General features: G+C 57.7%; 11 protein-coding genes. 8 read left to right on the forward strand and 3 right to left on the reverse strand.

Features of this window, described 5'->3' with window-relative positions:
- Nucleotides 1–247 precede the first annotated feature (247 nt).
- From glgX to glgB, 6 genes are all read left to right on the forward strand, one after another.
- Complete coding sequence (gene glgX, locus H8274_RS07885) at nt 248–2,476, forward strand: glycogen debranching protein GlgX (protein WP_244924575.1); 2,229 nt, start codon at nt 248–250, stop codon at nt 2,474–2,476.
- 340 nt (nt 2,477–2,816) lie between these two features.
- Nucleotides 2,817–3,917 carry a tryptophan--tRNA ligase gene (gene trpS / locus H8274_RS07890; protein WP_185934243.1) on the forward strand — a complete coding sequence of 367 codons (1,101 nt, stop codon included), beginning with the start codon at nt 2,817–2,819 and terminating at the stop codon, nt 3,915–3,917.
- A gap of 569 nt (nt 3,918–4,486) precedes the next feature.
- Entirely contained in the window at nt 4,487–7,297 is a 2,811-nt protein-coding gene (locus H8274_RS07895) for an alpha-1,4-glucan--maltose-1-phosphate maltosyltransferase (protein WP_276330076.1), read from the forward strand.
- The gene (gene treS / locus H8274_RS07900; protein WP_185934244.1) at nt 7,294–9,147 is read left to right on the forward strand and encodes a maltose alpha-D-glucosyltransferase; all 1,854 of its coding nucleotides are present in this window, start codon (nt 7,294–7,296) and stop codon (nt 9,145–9,147) included. Before H8274_RS07895 ends, treS begins: the two co-directional genes overlap by 4 nt.
- 7 nt (nt 9,148–9,154) lie before the next feature.
- Nucleotides 9,155–10,981: a phosphotransferase gene (locus H8274_RS07905; RefSeq protein ID WP_185934245.1), complete on the forward strand. Its 1,827-nt coding sequence runs from the start codon at nt 9,155–9,157 to the stop codon at nt 10,979–10,981.
- 103 nt (nt 10,982–11,084) lie between these two features.
- Nucleotides 11,085–13,442, forward strand: a complete 2,358-nt coding sequence (glgB, locus tag H8274_RS07910) for a 1,4-alpha-glucan branching protein GlgB (RefSeq protein WP_083078435.1) — start codon at nt 11,085–11,087, stop codon at nt 13,440–13,442.
- Nucleotides 13,443–13,795: 353 nt separating this feature from the next.
- On the opposite strand, the gene H8274_RS07915 is transcribed toward glgB, so the two are convergent.
- A complete protein-coding gene (locus H8274_RS07915; protein ID WP_049619460.1) occupies nt 13,796–14,677 on the reverse strand; it encodes a hypothetical protein in 882 nt (293 codons plus the stop codon).
- Nucleotides 14,678–15,052: 375 nt separating this feature from the next.
- Between H8274_RS07915 and chcB1 the strand changes: the two genes are divergently transcribed.
- Together chcB1 and H8274_RS07925 are read left to right on the forward strand one after the other, a co-directional pair.
- Nucleotides 15,053–15,805 (forward strand): trans-4-hydroxycyclohexanecarboxylate dehydrogenase, encoded by a 753-nt coding sequence (gene chcB1 / locus H8274_RS07920; protein WP_065414600.1) that lies wholly within the window; start codon nt 15,053–15,055, stop codon nt 15,803–15,805.
- A gap of 205 nt (nt 15,806–16,010) precedes the next feature.
- On the forward strand, nt 16,011–17,351 hold the full coding sequence (locus H8274_RS07925; RefSeq protein ID WP_185934246.1) for an OFA family MFS transporter: 1,341 nt from the start codon (nt 16,011–16,013) through the stop codon (nt 17,349–17,351).
- 251 nt (nt 17,352–17,602) lie between these two features.
- Here the strand turns inward: H8274_RS07925 and H8274_RS07930 are convergent, their stop codons facing one another.
- The gene (locus tag H8274_RS07930; protein ID WP_176700753.1) at nt 17,603–17,773 is read right to left on the reverse strand and encodes a rhodanese-like domain-containing protein; all 171 of its coding nucleotides are present in this window, start codon (nt 17,771–17,773) and stop codon (nt 17,603–17,605) included.
- A 133-nt stretch (nt 17,774–17,906) separates the two neighbouring features.
- Complete coding sequence (locus tag H8274_RS07935) at nt 17,907–20,042, reverse strand: ABC transporter permease (protein ID WP_185934247.1); 2,136 nt, start codon at nt 20,040–20,042, stop codon at nt 17,907–17,909.
- Between the last annotated feature and the right edge of the window lie 41 nt (nt 20,043–20,083).

Genomic DNA, 20,083 nt, shown 5'->3' on the forward strand with positions numbered 1-20,083 from the left:
TTAGCTTTTGTGCGCATTTTATGTAGCAGATGTTCACCGGCAGCCGCGCCCTCACGCGGAAGAGGTCACACCGCTCACGGCGAAGCTACCTTCGCCGGCTAGGAATACCCGCCGCCGATGTGGAGGTCACGCCGCTCACGGGGAAGCCGCGCCGGTCACGGAGAAACCTCGCACTCCCGGGGCAGCCGTACCGTTCATAGAGAGCCCCGGCGTTCACTTTGGAGAGGTTCTCTGGAATAATTGGACGGTGACTTCTTTCCAATCTTTACCGCTGACTTCCACGCGTTACGTGGCCCGCGCCTCCGAGCGAGCTTTTCCGCCTCGGAATGCTCCAGTGCGCCTCGGCGCCCACATCGCGGATAGCGGTGTAGATTTTGCGGTCACCGCGCCCAATGCCACAGCCGTGGACCTGTGCCTGTTCACAATGTCTGCCGGGCGGCTGCAGGAAACCCGGTACGCCTTGCACCGCACGGGTGAAGTGTGGGCTGGGCACGTGGCAAATGCGCGCGCCGGCCAGGAGTATGGCTACCGCGTCCACGGCCCGTGGGAACCGGAACGCGGCATGTGTTTCAACCCGGCCAAGCTCCTCCTCGATCCGTACGGCCGCGCGGTCACCGGCACCCCAAAGCTGTGCCGTGAGCTATACGCACATAAAGTAGACGATACTTTAAAGCCGGCCAGTTACCCGCTAGCGCGCGACGACGCCGATTCAGCCCCCTATCAGGCGCGCAGCGTGGTGATGGCCCCGCGAGCCTCGGAGCCGCATCACCCGTACACGCCCTGGGATGAAACGGTTATTTACGAAGCTCATGTGAAAGGTTTTACCGCACAGCTGGATTGTATTCCGGAACCTTTGCGCGGCACCTATTCGGGTTTCGCCCATCCCGCGGTAACGGACTATTTAAGAGCAATCGGGGTAACCGCCGTCGAACTTCTTCCTATTCATGCCAAGATGAGCGAACCGTTTTTGACGCAAAAAGGCATGACCAACTATTGGGGTTATTCCACGCTTTCCTATTTTGCGCCCGAACCTAGTTACGCCACAGAAACCGCGCAACTTGCCGGCCCGGTCGCGGTAGTGCAAGAAGTGAAGGATATGGTGGCGCGCTTGCACGACGCCGGCCTTGAGGTCATTTTGGACGTGGTATATAACCACACCTGTGAGGGTGGGGTGTACGGTCCGGCGATTTCGTGGCGCGGTTTTGGGCAGACGTCGTACTACATGCAGGCCCCCGATAATGCGGGCGCTTTTTACGACACTACCGGCACCGGGAACTCTTTAGATTTCCGCCGCCAAACGGTTTTGCGGATGACGCTCGATTCTTTGCGCTATTGGGTGCAGGAAATCGGCGTAGATGGTTTCCGTTTCGACCTGGCGGCCACGATGGCTCGCAAGGGCGAACAGTTTGATCCGCACCACCCGTTCTATATGGCCCTGGCTACCGATCCGGTACTCAGCAACGTAAAGCTAATTAACGAACCTTGGGATTTGGGGCCCAATGGCTGGCAGACGGGTAATTTCCCGCGCCCTACCGCGGATTGGAATGATCGTTTCCGCGATACCGTGCGCGCTTTCTGGGTGAGCGATCAGCGGGCTATTGCCCACGGCGGCTTGGGTGGAGATTTGCGTGATTTAGCTACGCGGCTCTCCGGTTCGGCCGATATGTTCGGGCAGGGGCGTTGGCCGGGTGGCCGCGGCCCGAATGCTTCCATCAATTTCATTACCGCTCATGATGGTTTTACCATGCGCGATCTAGTTTCCTACGATCGCAAACATAATGAAGCCAATGCGGAAGATAACCGCGATGGAACGGATAATAACCGTTCCTGGAATCACGGTTTTGAAGGCGATGGGACGGCCGAAAACCCGGTACCGCCAACAGTTCTGCAGGCCCGCGCGCAAACTTGCCGCAATCTGATCGGAACCTTGCTCTTCTCTGCGGGCACTCCGATGCTTCTCGCCGGAGACGAATTTGGCAACACCCAGCACGGCAATAACAATACATATTGCCAAGACAATGAGATTTCTTGGCTGAATTGGGATCTTACGGAAGAACAGCGTAATTCGCAGGCAACCGTTGCCTATTTGCTGCGTTTGCGGGCGGAGCATCGGGTTTTGCGGCCGGCAGATTTCTTCACCCAAACGCCCTCGCGCAGCGATTCCCTCCCGGATCTCACCTGGTATGCCGATACCGGGGAGCCCATGCCCGAACATCGCTGGTTCGATCCCGCTAACCGAGTTCTGCAAATGCTCCGTTCCGGGCGTGACCGCGACGCCGACGCCCTCATTGTCATTAATGGTTCGGCCCAGGAAGTACGGATTGTGCTCCCGGAAGGCCGCGGGAATCCATACAACTTGGCTTGGGATTCAACTTGGGAAAAGCCGCGCGAATCCGAGCAGGCCTACCGGCCCGGAGCGGCCACGGTAATCGCCCCGAATTCCATGCGGCTGTACTTCGCCAACCCCGTCCGCTAGCACTACTTCCGCAAGGTGGCGGTAGCGCGGCAGGTAACGACACCGCAGCCGGTAACTGTTTCCCCGCCGGCGCCACAGCGGGCAGCTGATTCCCCGCTGGGTGGCTGTCTTCCCCACCGGGTGAGGCACAGCTGGTAGCGGTGCCACGGCGGGCACCGGCGCCACAGCGGGCAGCTGCTTCCCCGCCGAGTGAGGCACGGCCGGCAGTTGCTACCGCCGCCCAGAATGTGATGCGTTCGCCGGCGGGCACGGAGCCGCGCGGGCGGCGTCGGCAATATAGTTACTGATAGTTACTAGGCGCTAGCACGCACTAGTGGGAAAAGAAGAACGAAAGGTAGTCATGGCGGTTGAAGATACGCTCGCACAGGCAACATCGGACGCTTCCTTGCGGCACGCACTGGAGGTAAGCGCGAAAATCGACCAAAAGATCGATGCAGATCCAAGTGAGTTCCGCGTGCTCACGGGTGATCGTCCCACCGGGAATCTGCATTTGGGGCACTACTTTGGGAGCCTGCGCAACCGGGTGAAGTTGCAGCGGCGCGGCGTGGAGACCTGGCTGGTGATTGCTGATTTCCAGGTGATTACTGACCGCGATGGCACCGGCCCGATCACGGAACGCGTAATGTCTTTGGCCACCGATTATTTGGCGGTGGGAATGGATCCGGAAAAGAGCGTGATCTTCACCCATTCGGCCGTGCCAGCGCTCAATGAGCTCATGCTCCCCTTCCTTTCCTTGGTTACCGATTCGGAGCTGTACCGCAATCCCACGGTGAAGGCGGAACATGATGCTACGGGTGGGCGGCCTATGTCTGGCCTTTTGCTGACCTACCCGGTACACCAGGCTGCCGATATTCTTTTCTGCAAGGCCAATGTGGTGCCGGTAGGTAAAGATCAGTTGCCGCATTTGGAACAAGCCCGCGTAATTGCCGACCGTTTCGAAGCCCGTTACGGCCACCCGGAAGGCACTAGCGAACCCGTGTTCCCGCGCCCGCAAGCACTGCTTTCAGGTGGTGCCTCTATTCTGGGCCTGGATGGGCAGAAGATGAGCAAATCGCGTGGCAATACGATCGAACTGGGGATGAGCGCGGATGAAACCGCAAAGCGGCTGAAGAAGGCCGTTACCGATTCGGAGCGCCACATTACTTACGATCCTGAGAATCGCCCGGAAGTTTCCAATTTGGTGCTCTTAGCCGCCCTCGCGCAAGACCGCGAACCAGAAGCCGTGGCAGCAGAAATTGGCGACGCCGGTTCTGGTGCCTTGAAGAAGCAGGTTACGGAAGCAATCAACGAAATGTTGGCACCGATCCGGGCACGGCGCGCAGAACTTGCGGCAGATCCTGGCTATATCGAAGGTATCGTCAAGCGCGGCAACGAAATTGCTAATGCGCGCGCGGAAGAAACCCTGCGCGAAGTCCGCGCCGCGATGAATATGAACTACTAAATATTTGTGTGTTAGCCCCTGCGTCCGTGCGAAACGAAGGAATTCGCGCGGATGCAGGGGCTAACGCGTAGCAATGGCTCGCGTGTATTTTTATCCCGAGCATTCCGCGAAGGCACTTTCCGCAAAACTGTTCGCGCCCAAATCCCACTACTTGTGCACCGGTAGCCACTAGCTCGCGCCCGGCCCGGCCTGCCGGTGGGTTGCGCGGCAGGCCGTGGGTTCCGCGGCGGGCTAGTGGATTGCGCGGCAGCCTAGTGGATTGCGCGGCAGCCGAGTGGATTGTGCGGCGGGCCGGCGTGCAGGAAAATCTCAAACCGTTTAGGCTAGTACCTGTGAGCACTGCAACACCTTCGCGGGCGGTTCTGAGTAGTGCCGTTGTGCCTGCTCCTTCCGCTTTTGTGCTTCGCGTAGCCACCTACCTCGCTCTGTTTTTTAGGGCGAGATGGCGGACGTACCTGTGGCGGGCGGGAATGTAATGCCACCCGTTTCCGCAGCACGCTTCTGCCACGCAACGGGCGCGAAGTAGCGAACTATCGCAGTGGGAAACCCCGGTTAGAAAGGATTTAGCCATGGATGCCTCGGGAGCTAAGAAGGAACCGTCAACCACAGGCAGCGCCGCGAAGGGCGCGGCAAGCCCCGCTGCAAAGGCCGGGGATTTACCGCAGGCCGCGACCGCCAAGGCCACTACTGCCAAAACCGCTGCTGCCAAGACTACGGCCACCGCCAAGGCAGCTACAGCTAAGACCTCGACCACGCGGCCCGCGGCTGCGAAGGAAGCGGACACCAAGCCAGAGGCCACGCAGACCACGGTTAGGAAGACGGCGGGTACCAGGACCGCGAGCGCAAAGACCGCCACCACCAAGGCCCCCGCTACCAAGACCACCGCTACCAAGACCACCGCTACCAAAACCACCGCGAAAGCTGCCACGTCCACGGCCGCCGCGAAGTCGGCAGATACCAAGGCTGCAGATACCAAGTCCACGGCGGCAACGACTACAGCGGCAACGAAGACTACAGCCGCAAAGAGCACAACAGCTAAGACCGCAGCCGCCAAGACTACCGCCGCGAAAGCTGCTACCGCCAAGGGCACCACCGCGAAGGCTGCTACCGCTAAGTCGGCGGCGGCGCCGGCGGCCACTAAGACTACCGGCCGGCGGGCGACAACTAAGACCACCGCCAAGGCCACCACCAAGACCGCTACTAAGGCCACCGCCAAGACCGCGGCGAAGCCGGCTGCCAAAACCGCAGCCAAACCGGCCACCAAGACGGCAGCGAAATCGACCACCCGGACGGCCGCTAAGACCGCGGCTTCTCCGCACTTTGGGGAGCGGATTCAGGCTGCGGCCGCCAATGATCCGGCCGCCCCAACCGCGCCGATTCCGGCGCCTTATGCGGCGATTGGTCGCATTCCGATTATGGATGTGATGCCGCAGGTGCAAAATGGGTCCTGGCCGGCTAAGGCCACGGAACGGGAAGCTTTCCCCGTGCAGGCCACGGTGTGGCGCGATGGTCATGATCTGTTTGCGTGCGAAGCCGTTCTCGTTGGCCCAGATGGTGCGGAAGTGCAGGCCTCCCCGATGGAGCTCATCCGCCCCGGGCTAGGCCGCTACCAGGGTTGGCTCACACCGCCAACCACCGGCAACTATGGGTTCTTTGTGCGTTCCTGGTCTGATCCGCTGGCCACGTGGAAGCACAATGCGGAAGCCAAGTTGCCGCTCGATCAAGATGTGGCACTCGTTTTCTTGGAAGCTGAGCAGCTTTTGCATCGGGTTTTGGAACGCATTCCGGAAGATACCCCAGAGCACACGGTAATTAGTGACGCGCTGGGCGTGCTAACTTTGCAGACCGTTCCCAAGGAAGTGCGTTATGCCGCGGCTACTTCCAGCGCGGTGGAAGATGTTATCCGCCGCTATCCCCTGCGCGATATGCTCACCGAATCGGCGGTGTTCCCGTTGGAAGTGGATCGCGAACGCGCGCTGGTGGGTTCCTGGTACGAAATGTTCCCGCGTTCTGTGGGAGCCTGGCAAGACGACGAAGGCGAATGGCATTCGGGCACTTTGCGCAGTGCCGCTGAAGATTTGCCGCGTATCGCCGGCCTGGGCTTCGACGTCGTCTACCTCACCCCGATTAGCCCTATCGGACTTACGGCACGCAAGGGGAAGAACAACTCTTTGACCGCGCAACCGGGCGAACCGGGCTCGCCGTACGCGATCGGTAGCGAGGCAGGCGGCCACGATGCGATCCACCCGGACCTCGGTACTTTCGAAGATTTCGATTACTTTGTGGAGCAGGCACGCAAGGAAGGCCTCGAAGTTGCGCTCGACCTGGCTTTGCAGTGTTCCCCAGACCATCCGTGGCTGAAGGAACACCCGGAATGGTTCTTGCACCGCCCCGATGGGACTATCGCTTACGCGGAAAACCCGCCGAAGAAATATCAGGATATTTACCCACTGAACTTCGATGATGATCCGGAAGGTATCTATCAGGAAATCAAGCGCGTGCTGGAAGTGTGGGTGAGCCACGGGGTAACGATTTTCCGGGTCGATAATCCGCATACGAAGCCCCTCCCCTTCTGGCAACGGCTCTTGGCCGAATTCCGGATTGAACATCCCGAGGTTATTTTCTTGTCGGAGGCTTTCACAGCCCCGCCCATGATGCAAGGTTTGGCGGCGATTGGTTTCCACCAGTCGTACTGCTACTTTGCCTGGCGTAACGAAAAGGAAGAGATCGAAGAATACCTGCTGGAGTTGGGGCGGGAAACCGCGCACGTACTACGGCCCGCATTCTGGCCCACCACGCACGATATTCTCACGCCGTACATGCAAACCGGCGGGCCGAACGCGTGGAAGATCCGCGCAATTTTGGCGGCCACGGGATCTCCCACCTGGGGTATTTACTCCGGGTATGAATTTGTGGAAGATGTGCCGCGGCCTGGTTTCGAAGAAATGATCGATAACGAAAAGTACGAATATCGGCCACGTGATTACAGCCAGGATCCGCACGGCATACAGGCGCTCTTCGCACGTTTGAACAAAATCCGCCGGGAGCACACGGCACTGCAGCGTTTGCGTGGAATCAATATTAACGAGACCACTAACGACCAGGTGCTTTCCTTCACCAAGCACGCACGGGCGGAAGAAACGCCGGATGGGGTGGCCGATTCGGTGATCGTGGTCCTAAATTTGGATCCGCATAACACCCAGGAAGCCGTTCTCCATCTGGATCTGACCCCGCTCGAGGTAGCACCGCGCAATGGTGCTCCAATTATCGAGGTGACGGATGAGCTTACGGGTAACACCTTCTATTGGAATGAAGAGCCCTTCGTGCGGCTTGACCCGTCGGCACCAGCACATATTCTGTCCGTGAAAGTGTTGAAGTGAGTTTCCTGCCAAATATAAATCCCGCCAAATCCCAGCCGCATCTACAACCGGGCACCGCCCGCGGGCTTTCTGCCGATCCCGAATGGTATAAGCACGCTGTGTTTTACCAGGTTTTGCTGAAAGCCTTTGGAGATTCGGATGGCGATGGGGTGGGCGATATTCGCGGCCTGATTTCACATTTGGATTACATCCAATGGTTGGGAATCGACTGCATCTGGATCCCGCCGTTCTATCCCTCCCCGGGCCGGGACGGCGGGTACGATGTAGCCGATTACACCGCGATCGATCCGCGCTACGGCACCATGGACGATTTCCGCGAATTGGTGGAACAGGCCCATGCCCGCGGCATCCGCATCATTATTGACATCGTTATTAACCACACTTCGGTTGACCATCCGTGGTTCCAATCCTCGCGTTCTAATCCGGACGGCCCATACGGGGATTTCTACGTTTGGGCCGATGATGATTCTGGCTACAGTGACGCCCGGATCATCTTCGTGGATACAGAAACTTCGAATTGGGCTTTTGACCCGGTTCGCAAACAGTATTACTGGCATCGTTTCTTCTCCCACCAACCGGATTTGAACTTCGAGAACCCGAAAGTGCATGAGGCTGTGCTCGACGTGGTGCGGTTCTGGTGCCAAATCGGGGTGGATGGTTTGCGGCTAGACGCTATCCCCTATCTTTACGAGGAAGAGGGAACAAATTGCGAAAACCTGCCGCAAACCCACGCTTTTATTGCGAAGATTCGCCGGATTTTGGATACCGAGTTTCCGGGCACCATTTTGGTGGCGGAAGCTAACCAGTGGCCGGAAGACGTCGTCGCCTATTTTGGTACTCCGGAGGCCCCGGAATGCCATATGTGTTTCCACTTCCCGGTAATGCCACGTATTTTCTATGCTTTGCGGGACCAGCGGGCGAACGCGATCGTCGATATTTTGCGGAAGACGCCGGACATTCCGGAAGGTGCCCAGTGGGCCACGTTCCTACGCAATCACGATGAGCTCACTCTCGAGATGGTGACCACGGAAGAGCGGGCCGCCATGTATGGCTGGTATGCGGAAGATTCGCGGATGCGGGCCAATGTGGGGATTCGGCGCCGTTTGGCACCGCTCCTGGGAAACTCGCGGGCGGAAATCGAACTCGCGCACGCCCTCCTGCTTTCCCTTCCCGGTTCACCATTCCTGTATTACGGGGACGAAATCGGCATGGGGGATAACATTTGGTTGGCAGATCGCGACGGCGTTCGCACCCCAATGCAGTGGACCCCGGATAGAAATGCCGGTTTTTCCACGGCTGACCCCGGCAAACTTTATCTACCGGTAGTTTCCTCCCTGGCATTTAATTACCAGGCGGTGAACGTGGAATCCCAGCTTTCCCAGCCGGCTTCCCTCCTGCATTGGGTTCACGGAATCTTGGACGTGCGAAGCCAACATTCGGCCCTGGGGAACGGCGATTTCGCTTTGCTGGAAACCGATAATGAGGCAGTTTTGGCTTTCCTGCGGAGCGATGAAACGGAAGTTATTCTCTGTTTGGCGAATTTGGCGAACACGGCCCGGGCGGCCCGTGTGAAGGTGCCGGTGCGATATGCCGGTTGGCATGCCACCGACGTGTTCGGCGGGGCTGGATTCCCAAATATTGGCCCCGGCGGTGCATACACGGTAACGCTCGGCCCGCGCGATTTCTTCTGGTTGCAATTGCAAGCCCCGCGCACGGCCACACCGGCCCCGCGCGAGGGGGCTCGCGCGGATAACCGCGAAACTCGCCCGGTCGATTACACCGCACTTTCCCGGCCCGATCCGCAGCCCACGAATCTGGCCGCGGCCACTCCCCCTGCGAAAGAAAGCTGAACTGCGCATGCTCGAAAACACCGCCGATACCGACCGCACCGCCCACACAGACCCCGCAGACCATACAGACCACGCCAGCGCTGCCGGCACTACGGTCTGCGCGGACCAGGCAGACCACGCAGACCACGCAGACTATTCCAGCCCGCAGATTCGCCGCGCGCTCGCCTTGGCAATTACTCCGTGGGTACACGCGGCCCGTTGGTATCGCGGTAGTCCGCAAGAACTGCAAATCCGGGAGGCCATTTGGCTCGCCCGCGAACCGGCTCGCACAGCCCAGACGGCTTGCCCGACCCCGGTAGCTACTCCGGCCCCTGTAACTAGCCCGGCCCCAATGGCTAATACCGGGCACTCGGCAACCGCGAGCGCTGCCCCACCGGATGCGGGTGGACGGGATCTGCTGTGGCTGCTCGTAGCGGCAGGCGAAGTGGTGTACAACGTGCCGGTAGTGGTTGATTCGGCTCGGCTGCTGGCCGCCTGCCCGCAGTATTCCGCCTCGCCCGCAAACGCAACCGGTGTTCCTGCCGCGGGCCTGGCCCACTCGGCCCTAGCTCATACGGACGCAGCAGATTCGGCCCTAGCACCTTCGGACCTAGCAGATTCGGGCCAAGCACATTCGCACCCGGCTAACGCAGACACGGCCAACCCAGACTTAGCCCGTGATGCCTGCCAAGACAGTTTTGGCCAAGACTATATTTTCCGGGTAGCTACCGCTGGAGCCCGCACTATTGCGGCCCCCAGCGGTCCAATAGCGCAATCCCCGGCAGCTGCGCGGCCGCAGTCAAACTCGGTACCGAGGCCAACAGCCACGCCGGAGACGAATCAGGCCGCAAGCCAAGCGGTCGGATCTGCGGCGGGAGTTATTCGCGGCCGGGTGCTGAGTGGCGAACAGTCGAATACTTCCATTGTGTACGAGGCAGACGGCGTCGAAAAACCCACTATTGTGAAGCTCTTTCGTGTTTTCTTACCCGGCACCAACCCCGACGTCGAACTCACTGCGGCACTGAGCGCGAGCGGTACCGTACCGCACCAGTATGGCGCGGCGGCGCTGGTAACGAGTACCGGGCAGCGGGCGGATGTGTTGGTAGCGCAAGAGTATTTAGCTACTGGGCGCGATGGGTGGAAGCTTTTTACCGCGCGCCTCGCGCAGGCCGCCGCACCCGCCAACCTTACAGAGCCCACCGACCTTACAGAACTCACCGAACTAATCCGGCAACTGGGCACGCTCACCGCAACTTTCCACCGGCAACTCGCCCGCACTTTGGGAACCACGCCGGCCACGGCCGGGGCAATCCGTGCGCAACGCGAGTCCTGGGATAACCGGGCCCGCCGCGCTTTGCAAGACGCACCCGCACTCGCCCGGTATCGCGCCCAAATTGCCGCGGTTTTTGATGCCGGTGAGCGCGCTACTTGGCCGGCCTTGCAACGCGTGCACGGCGATTACCATTTAGGGCAAGTTCTCTACGTGCCGGGCCGGGGTTGGGTGGCTCTCGATTTTGAAGGCGAACCTTTGCGTCCGCTAGCAGAAAGGCAGGAAGTAGATACGCCTTTGCGGGATGTTGCCGGAATGCTGCGTTCCTTTGGTTATGCCGCCGGGCAGGTAGCGCGGGAAGGCGGAGACCAGCAAATGCTGGAGCGGTGGGAGGCGACCGCCACGGAAACTTTCCTGGCCGGCTACGGGCAGATACCGCAGGACCAACGTCCACTCCTTTCTGCCCTACTTTTAGATAAAGCGCTCTACGAAGTTAGTTACGAAATGGCGCAACGCCCAGATTGGGTGGACATACCACTAAACGGGGTCGCGCAAGCACTTAAACTAAGCGAGAATAGAGGGTAACGGAATACCTAAAGCTGGCGGGGTCCTCACCGTCGAAGATCCTCCGGCCACGGGCACGCCGTAACTCACGCTCTTAGAGCACGAAAAGGTAAGGGGTACACGTATGGCGGATTACATCATGGTTGACGAGGATACTCTCGACGCCGTATCGAAAGGATGGTATTACGCACCTCACGACGTTCTCGGGCCGCATTCGGATGGCCAGAATGTGACCGTCCGGGTATTACGCCGGCTTGCGGATGAGGTCTACATTGAGACTCTCGCGCACGGGCGTATCCGGGCCGAACATGAATACAACGGAATTTGGCGGGCCGTGGTACCGGGTGCGGAAGTTCCGGACTACCGGGTAGTTGCCCTGTATGGCGGGGTAGAAAACCGGACCGACGATCCCTACCGTTTCCTCCCCACCCTGGGCGAACTCGATATTTACCTATTCTCTGAGGGCCGGCACGAAGAGCTGTGGAAAGTTATGGGCGCACACGTCCATACTTTCGAATCTGAACTGGGTGATACCCAAGGTACGTCTTTCAGCGTCTGGGCGCCCAATGCGCTCGCGGTGCGAGTGGTTGGCGATTTCAACGGCTGGGACGGCTCCCTGCACGCAATGCGTTCCCTAGGCGAATCCGGAATTTGGGAGATTTTCATTCCCGGTGCTGGGGAAGGTTCGCGCTACAAGTTCGAAATCCAATATAAGGATCTGTCTTGGCATCAGAAGGCCGATCCGATGGCCCGCCAATCCGAAGAACCGCCTTCTACCGCTTCTATCGTCACGGTTTCGCGTTACGAATGGAACGACGCCGAATGGGTTGCGAACCGGCGCGGAATCGACCAACCTATTTCAATTTACGAGGTACACCTAGGCTCCTGGCGGAAGGGACTTTCCTATCGCGAAGCCGCCGACCAGCTGATTGGGCACGTGAAGTACATGGGCTTCACGCACGTGGAATTCATGCCTTTGGCGGAGCATCCGTATGGCCCTTCCTGGGGTTACCAGGTGACGGGTTATTATTCGCCCACGGCGCGTTTCGGTCATCCGGATGATTTGCGCTATCTTATTGACCGCTTGCACCAGGCCGGGATCGGCGTGATTACCGATTGGGTGCCCGCTCATTTCGCTACCGATGCTTGGGCATTGGCAAACTTCGATGGTGAACCGCTGTATGAAGATCCCAATCCTTCCCGCGGTTCCCAACCCGATTGGGGCACGCTCGTATTCAATTACGGGCGCCGCCAGGTACGGAACTTCCTCGTCGCAAATGCGCTGTATTGGATTGAAGAGTTCCATTTCGATGGTATCCGGGCAGACGCCGTCGCCTCCATGCTGTACCTGGACTACTCACGCCAAGATGGCCAGTGGCAACCAAATATTTACGGCGGGCGGGAAAACCTGGAAGCGATTGCCTTCCTGCAAGAAACGAACGCTACCGCCTACCGGCGTAACCCGGGCATTATGATGATCGCGGAAGAATCGACTTCTTGGCCGGGCGTGACCGCGATGACGGATACCGGCGGGCTGGGCTTCGGGTTGAAATGGAATATGGGGTGGATGAATGACACCCTCTCCTACCTGGAAGAAAAGCCGATCAACCGGCGCTGGCATCACGGAGAGATCACTTTCTCCATGGTTTATGCTTTCTCCGAAAACTATCTGCTCCCCCTCTCCCATGACGAAGTGGTGCATGGTAAGGGCTCGCTGTATGCGAAGATGCCGGGCGATGATTGGCAAAAGCGCGCGGGCTTGCGCGGACTGTATGCGTATATGTGGTCGCATCCGGGTAAGAAGCTTTTGTTCATGGGCCAAGAGTTTGCGCAGATGGCGGAGTGGAATCATGATGCTTCCCTCGACTGGTGGCTCACTGACCAACCCGAACATAACGGCGTGATGAGTTTGGTGAAGCGGCTCAATGAGTTGCTGGTGGAGCATCCGGCGCTGTGGTCGGATGATTTCTCGCCGCACGGTTTTGAATGGATTGACGGTTCGGACGCCGATTCTAATGTGCTTACGTATATGCGTCACTCGCGAGATGATGACGATACGATTGCGGTAGCAGTCAATTTCTCCGGGGTACCGCGCCTGAACTACCGGGTCGGGTTGCCGCAAGGTGGGCGCTGGATCGAAATTCTCAATACCGACGCCGTTGAATATGGCGGTTCGGGAGTTGGAAACCTCGGTGCGGTTGAGGCTAGCGGGGAGGGCTGGAATGGCCAACCCTATTCGGCCCTAGTGCAAATCCCGCCCTTCGGAGCCGTCTATCTAACTCCGGAAAATCAGCTCCGGGCCCTGCAAGAAGCACGCGCCACCGAAGTGGCAGAAGCCGCAGAAGCAGCGGCCGAAGAAGCGACGGCGGAAGAAGCGCACGCACAAGCTGCGCCCGCAGAAGGAGAAGTTACTACGGCGGAAACGGCAACTGGCGCCGGTGAAAACGGTGCCAGTGGAAACGGCACCGGCGCAAGCCGCTGATGCTACGCAAGCTACGGAAGCAGCAGCTGACTGAACGGAAACGGAGGCTGCCGTTTAGCAAGCTAAAGCACGCTAAGCGGCAGCCTCGGTCAGAAGCACACTAAGCGGCAGCCGCGGTCAAAAGCACACTAAGCGACAGCCGCGGCCAGAAGCGCGCTAAGCGGCAGGCTCAGTCGCCATTAAAAACCGTACGGGGGTCGGTACCGATTACTGCAGATCAAGTAGATCTATGCGTGTAATCGAAGCCGGCCCCCCGTACGGGCTCGTGACCGCGAAAAACCAATAAAAACAGTCACGATTTCTGGGTTCTGCAGGCCTTGCCTACGAGGCCCTAAGGCCTTGCAGAACACCTTTTAGAACTGGACGTGCTGCTTGATGAAATCAAGCGGCATATCCTGCCCAGTCCAAATCTTGAATCCAGCCGCACCCTGCTGGTACAGCATTTCCTTACCGTTCACCGCGGCAATTCCCGCCGCCTGGCAATCCCCAACCAGCTTGGTTACCGGCGGGTTGTAAGGAATGTGGAGGACGAAGATGTCCTTCGGCAAAATCGATACGTCCGGGATATTCGTCAGGCCTTCCAGCTTGCCCATACCCACACTCGTGGCGTCAATCAAAACGCTCGATTCGGCTAGCGAAGCTGCCAGCGCGTCCGCATCGGCCAGATCCGTGAGGGAAGTTTCCGCGCCCGTCTTGGCAATACGTGCCACGTTTTCTTCCGCATGCGGCCAGAAGGCATCCTTGCGGTTGAAAACATTGATCTTGGAAGCGCCGTCGAGCCCAGCCTGCACTGCGATAGCGGTACCGGCACCACCGGCACCAATAATCGTGATCGTGCGGCCCTTCGGATCGCGCCCGTTCACGCGCAAGGTTTCCATCGCGCCCACGCCGTCGGTGTTGTGGGCAATCAACTTGCCATCTTCGTTCACAACCGTATTGCACGAACCGATCAGCTGTACCGCTTCAGACTGCTCATCCACATATTCGAGCACCTTCAGCTTATTCGGCATGGAAAGGTTAAAGCCCCGCGCGTCAAGGGCCCGCATTGCGGCCACCGCTTCGCCCAGATTATCTTCATTGACGTCGAAAGCGAGGTACACATAATCAAGCCCCAGCTTGGCCGCCGCTAGCGTGTGCATACGCGGCGAAGAAGAATGCCGGGCAGGATCCGCCAATAGGGCGAGCAAACGAGTGTGCCCCGTAACATTTGGGGTAGGTAATGTTTCTTCAGACATGTTTTCAGTACCCTTCATTCAAATCTGCGAGCTGTCGGACAGCATAGGACAATTCCCCACCCGGAGGAGCTCACATCTCACTTTTGCACCCCTTCTTCGGAGCGCAACCTCACGATAACACGACTCGGTTGAAATTTCACCTGCACCTTTCGTGCAAGAAATAAATAGTGTAGCATTCAATCGCAGGGCAAAAAGAGGACCTTGGTTACACCACCGGATTTTCCCGCGTTTTGGTGAGCGCGATCGCTCTCAATCGCATTTGCCCGCCAACCGCCCTTGCCCTGCTTCCATGTCAATTCACTCAGGATTATCACTCTAGCTACTAGTTCCGGCTGCTAGTTTCAGCCACTAGCTCCAGAAGAAAGAGGTTTGTTCATGGCACAAGGACGTGTTGCGAATAAAGTAGCGGTCATTACCGGGGGTGCTTCCGGCATGGGCGCCTCCCACGCGAAAGTCTTGGCGCAGGAAGGCGCCCGCGTGGTAATTGCCGACATTTCAGAAGAGGCCGGCAAGGCGCTCGCCACTGAAATTGGCGAAGACAAAGCCATGTTTGTTCAGCTCGATGTCACCAGCTTCGATTCTTGGGAAAAGGCGCTCGCCACCGTGAAGGAAAAGTTTGGAAAGATCGACGTGCTCGTGAATAACGCGGGCATTTTTTCCCGCGGTTCTGCTCTCGAGGCTGATGTTGCCGAATTCCGCCGCACGATTGATATCGATTTGGTTGGCGTGTTCTTAGGCATGAAGGCGGCAATTCCTTACCTGCAGGAAGCGGGCGGCGGCTCGATCATCAACGTCTCTTCGATTGCGGGCGTGCAGGCTATTAAGAACCGCGCGGCTTATGCGGCCGCCAAGTTTGGCGTGCGGGGTCTAACCAAGGAAGCTGCACTCTCCTTCGGCAAAGACGGCATTCGCACCAATGCAATTTTGCCGGGTTCGGTAGAAACTCCCCTTACGGCCGGCCTGAAGCGCGGAATTGGCCAGATTCCTGCGGGCCGCGTTGCCAAGCCTGAAGAAATCTCTTATTTGGTGGTTTACCTGGCCTCTGATGAATCAAAGTTCGTCAATGGCGCAGATATTCTCATCGACGGTGGTGAAGTAGCCGGTAACAATCTTCGCGAAGACGCCTAGGAGTAGAAGCACGTGCACACCGACCTCCGGGCCGGTGTGCACACTTTCTGCACGGCGGCGAGGTATTTTGTTCACGTATTCATCCGCTGACATAAAACTTTTCGGGAACGCACTTTTCGGAAACACAAGTCTTTGAAGCTACACTTTTTTGCAGCTACACTTTTCCGAACGTTTAAGTTTCACGCAGCTAGGAGGTTGTGTAGTAGTGTCACACGCACAAAAAGTTGCCAATAGAAACATAGTTTTCATTGGTGCTTTCATAGTCGTTTGGGTGGTCTCCGCCGCAAACGTCTTCACTGTTTTTGATGTCCCCCTCCAGGAAGCAACCGGTGGCAGTGGCGCCCAAATCGCGCTGGCACTCACGATTTACCAAACGGTAATGGCGCTTTTCGGCATTCTTTCCGGGCGGATCGTTGATAAGTCCGGGCCGAAGATGCTCATGTTTGTGGGCGGGGCTATTTTTGGTCTCGGCTATCTGCTCACGGGCTTCGTTACCTCGGTGCCATTGGTTTACATTACTTACGGTCTGATGGCCGGGGCCGGCAACGGCCTCATGTACAACCCGGCGATTAACACCTCTTTGCGGTGGTTCCCGGAGAAGCGCGCCACCATGAACGGCGTGCTTCTGGCAGCTGCATCTATCGGCGGCATTATGCTCTCCCAAATCGCCACGCAGCTCAACCACCATTTCGGGCAAAAGGGCTTCGTTTACCTCGGTATCGGTTTCTGGGTGCTGGCGTGGCTCGCCGGTGCAATTATGAGCCCGGCTCCGGCCAATTGGCGCCCGGCGGGCTACAACCCGGATGCTGGCCCTACCGGCCGCGTGGAGAAAGATTTCACCCCCGGCCAGATGATCAAGACGCCTACCTTCTGGCTCATGATCGTCATTCTTGCAATCTGCTGCACGGCCGGAATCATGATGATCGGCAAGCTGACTTCGATCGCCGGATCCCAGCTTTACGGCGCTCCGGTTGGTGATGTAAGTGCCTTGAGCGCAATCGCGACGACGACGTCTATCTACGTCATCGTCAACACCGCCGCAAATCTGGTCGGCCGTCTTTCCACCGGTGTTTTCGCGGATAAATTCGGGGAAATCAAGGTGCTCGCAGCCATTTTGATTCTGACGATTGTGAGCCTGCTGGGGCTTTCGGTTTCGACTAGCCCCCTACTCTTTGGCATTTTCCTTTGCCTGCTCGGGGCTTCCTTCGGCGGTGTGCTCGTCGTATTCCCGCCGCTAACCTCGCGGCAGTTCGGGCTGAAGAATAACGGCGTGAACTACGGAATTATGTTCTTCGGCTACGCCATTGCCTCGCTAGTGGGCCCGCAGATCGCCTCGCTCCTGGCCGTACCTGGAGCCACCGGGCTGGAAGCGTACCGCACCGTGTACTTCACCGCCGCGGCCGTGGCCGCGGTAGGCCTGGTTCTAGTTGGCTTCTTGTTCCGCATCGATAAGAAGCACCAGGAACGTCTACACGCCCTGCAGCGCCAGCAGGCAGCAGACCAAGCCGAACCGACACAAAACCTAGCCGAAGCAGCACAAAGCTAGGCCGAACCGGCACAAAAGTAGGTCGTAGCTGGCTGCGATAACAAGCCGTTACTGGCTACGATAACGGGCCGGGGGTAAAGGGGTTGTTGAACCCCTTTACCCCCGGCCCGTGGCTTGCAATTGCTCCTGTTAGCACGCGTTTACTTTTCTTGGTGGGCGCTGGCGCCGGCCGCTTATTCGGCCTGCCAGGGTCATATATCCGCCGGCCGGGTTCTTGGCAGAGCGGCCATGCTGGCGCACAATCCGGGCCGCTAAATAACCGCGCAAACCCACTTGGCGGCTAAAAATAAGCTCACCTCCGGAAGTTCGGCGAGGCGTCCGCGCAATTCGTCAAGGGGAATATTGAGTGCACCTGGAATCTCCTTCCCCACTATTTCTTGTGGATTGCGCACGTCTACTCGATGTGCGCCGGCGTCGAACAAGCTGTATCGGTACACGAGTGGCCGCGGGCGAACCGGAGATGCGGCGCGCCCTGTGTATTAAAGGCAGAGGCGCTTGCCCGCCAGAAGATATCGTTTGGAAGAGTTTTCATCACCCGTGCTACCCGTTTGTAATTTACCGGCCCGTCCGGAGCCGGCGCGGGCGGGCACCAATAATGAGCGCAGGTACCACAAATAGCAGTCCGGCTAGTCCGAACGTCCACACAACGCCGTAATTATGCACGGCAGCAGAGTCGAGGAATGTGAAGGGAATGCGGTCCATAGCGGCCAAGCGCCCCAAAATTACCGCGCTTCCTACGGTAACCGAGTAAGAGAAAACGAGGGGCTTTAGCAATCTCAGGCGCACGCGCCTACCACCTCCAAACAGCTCGATAAGGCGGCGCTCTATCCGCTGATCAGAAACCAAAGTAACGGCTAGGGCAAGTAATATCGCGCCAGAGACAAACACGGCGAATATCTGACGTGCTACTGCTTGTGCGCGTAGTTGCCTAATTTCAGGATCATCAGAGTCGCTAAGCGACGCGAACGGGGCTTCCAAAAGTATGGTTGCGCGCACCCCGTCCCGCACTTCATCCGGCATACTTCCAAATCCAGTAACAATCACGGTGTACGACCGTGGTTTGCTGATACCGAGCTGTTTGAGTAGCGGCGAATCACTCGATAAAACCAACCCGCGCAGGATATTGTTCTCTAAATCCCTATCTCCAATGATTCCCTCCACGTTAATAACCTCGGTAACGGCTGAATCACCCATCCCAATACCAATGAGGGTAACTGCCCCCTTCTTAGTGACGTAAGATTCAGGGGCGTGATTAATATATTTTCGATCAACTAATCCGCCGGATGCTATATAGACCAGATCCAGATTCGGTTGCGGGCAATCAGCCACAGTTTTCGCCGTAGCGAAACACGCCGCGCTTTCGCTATCGGTAATGCGAAATACTCGCTCATTTGTGGCGACATCTCCGAATACGGCCGTGTAAGGTTTTATTTCTGGAAATCTCTTCAGTAAGTTGTCAACAGCTTGTTCATTAGCATTACTGACTTCCAGGTAGCTGTCCGCACCTTCGATCTGCCGTCCTAACCAGTTAGTCAAGTCCGCCACCCCGCTTGCATAAAGTGCCCCGTAATAGTTCAAAGCAAAAACAGCTACAAGCGCACCCAAAGTAAGCTTTTGTAAACGGTTTCCTAGCCTGCCAGTCACCTTCCGTTGCCGCGTAATTAATGCTATTGCGTAAGCGAACGCGGGAACGCTCACCGCACCCACAACCATCGCGGCCCGATGGCCTTGCGGGAAAATGTATAACTGCCTGCTTATTATCAACAGCATTGTTATCGCCGTACCCGCAACACCCACACCCATCAGCAAACGAACCGAAAAGCCGTCACTATGCGCGCGCATCTGATGTTTGCGAGCTGCAACCGTTAACCCCGCCGCGAGAATTCCACCGAGCAGTATCACGGCCAGCATTGCTGTAGCCGCAATAACTACCGCACTCCACACAAGCTGTTGCCAGCGCTGCTCGAAATAGGTTCCCAGCCATGCAGATAGATTCGGTAGCGAAATCACGGCTATAAGCACTCCAACCGCGCCACCCAGCAAAGCCAGCAAAATAGTCTGTGTACAGGTGGTCAGTGCCGCTTTTCCTGGACTATCGCCTAATGCAGTCAAAACTCTATAAACGCCCTGCCGCCGCTGCCGATCAGCCGCATAAATTGCAGTTACAAAAGCGACCACCATTAGCCCGCCAAACAAAAATGCCATTTGTGGCGATACCGCCTGGTAGCTCACCGCATTAGCAGTAGATCGATTAACCACAGAAGTTACTGTGGCAACATCTCCGCCACCGTGACTCAGCGCCCCATTTATAGGAGCTAAGTCATCGTTGGTTAACCACACTTCCGCGGATGAGAAAACAGTTTCATCGTCAGTTATAGCAATCGCGTTAATCTCGTTAATCGAAGCGGGATTTTCGGTCACTCCTACCAATGTAAATGTTTTTTGCTTTCCAGCGTTATCGGCGTCTACCATTTCGAAGCGGGCACCCAGTTCGGCCTGCAATTGCTTGGCTACTGCGCTACTAACCGAAAATTCTCCGGTATGTATGGGATAGCGTCCGGCTATCACCACACCAATATCAGCCGGCCCACTAGTCGATGTTACATCCACGCTGGCAGCTTTTTGAGTATCGGTGCTAAGAATATTTTGTCGCGAATGAGCGATTGCAACAGCCTCACGTTTTTCCTGCAAATACCGCATATAGGCGACGACGTCGTCGTTAGGACCTGACC

This window comes from Actinobaculum suis, assembly GCF_900618115.1.
Lineage (GTDB): Bacteria > Actinomycetota > Actinomycetes > Actinomycetales > Actinomycetaceae > Actinobaculum > Actinobaculum suis.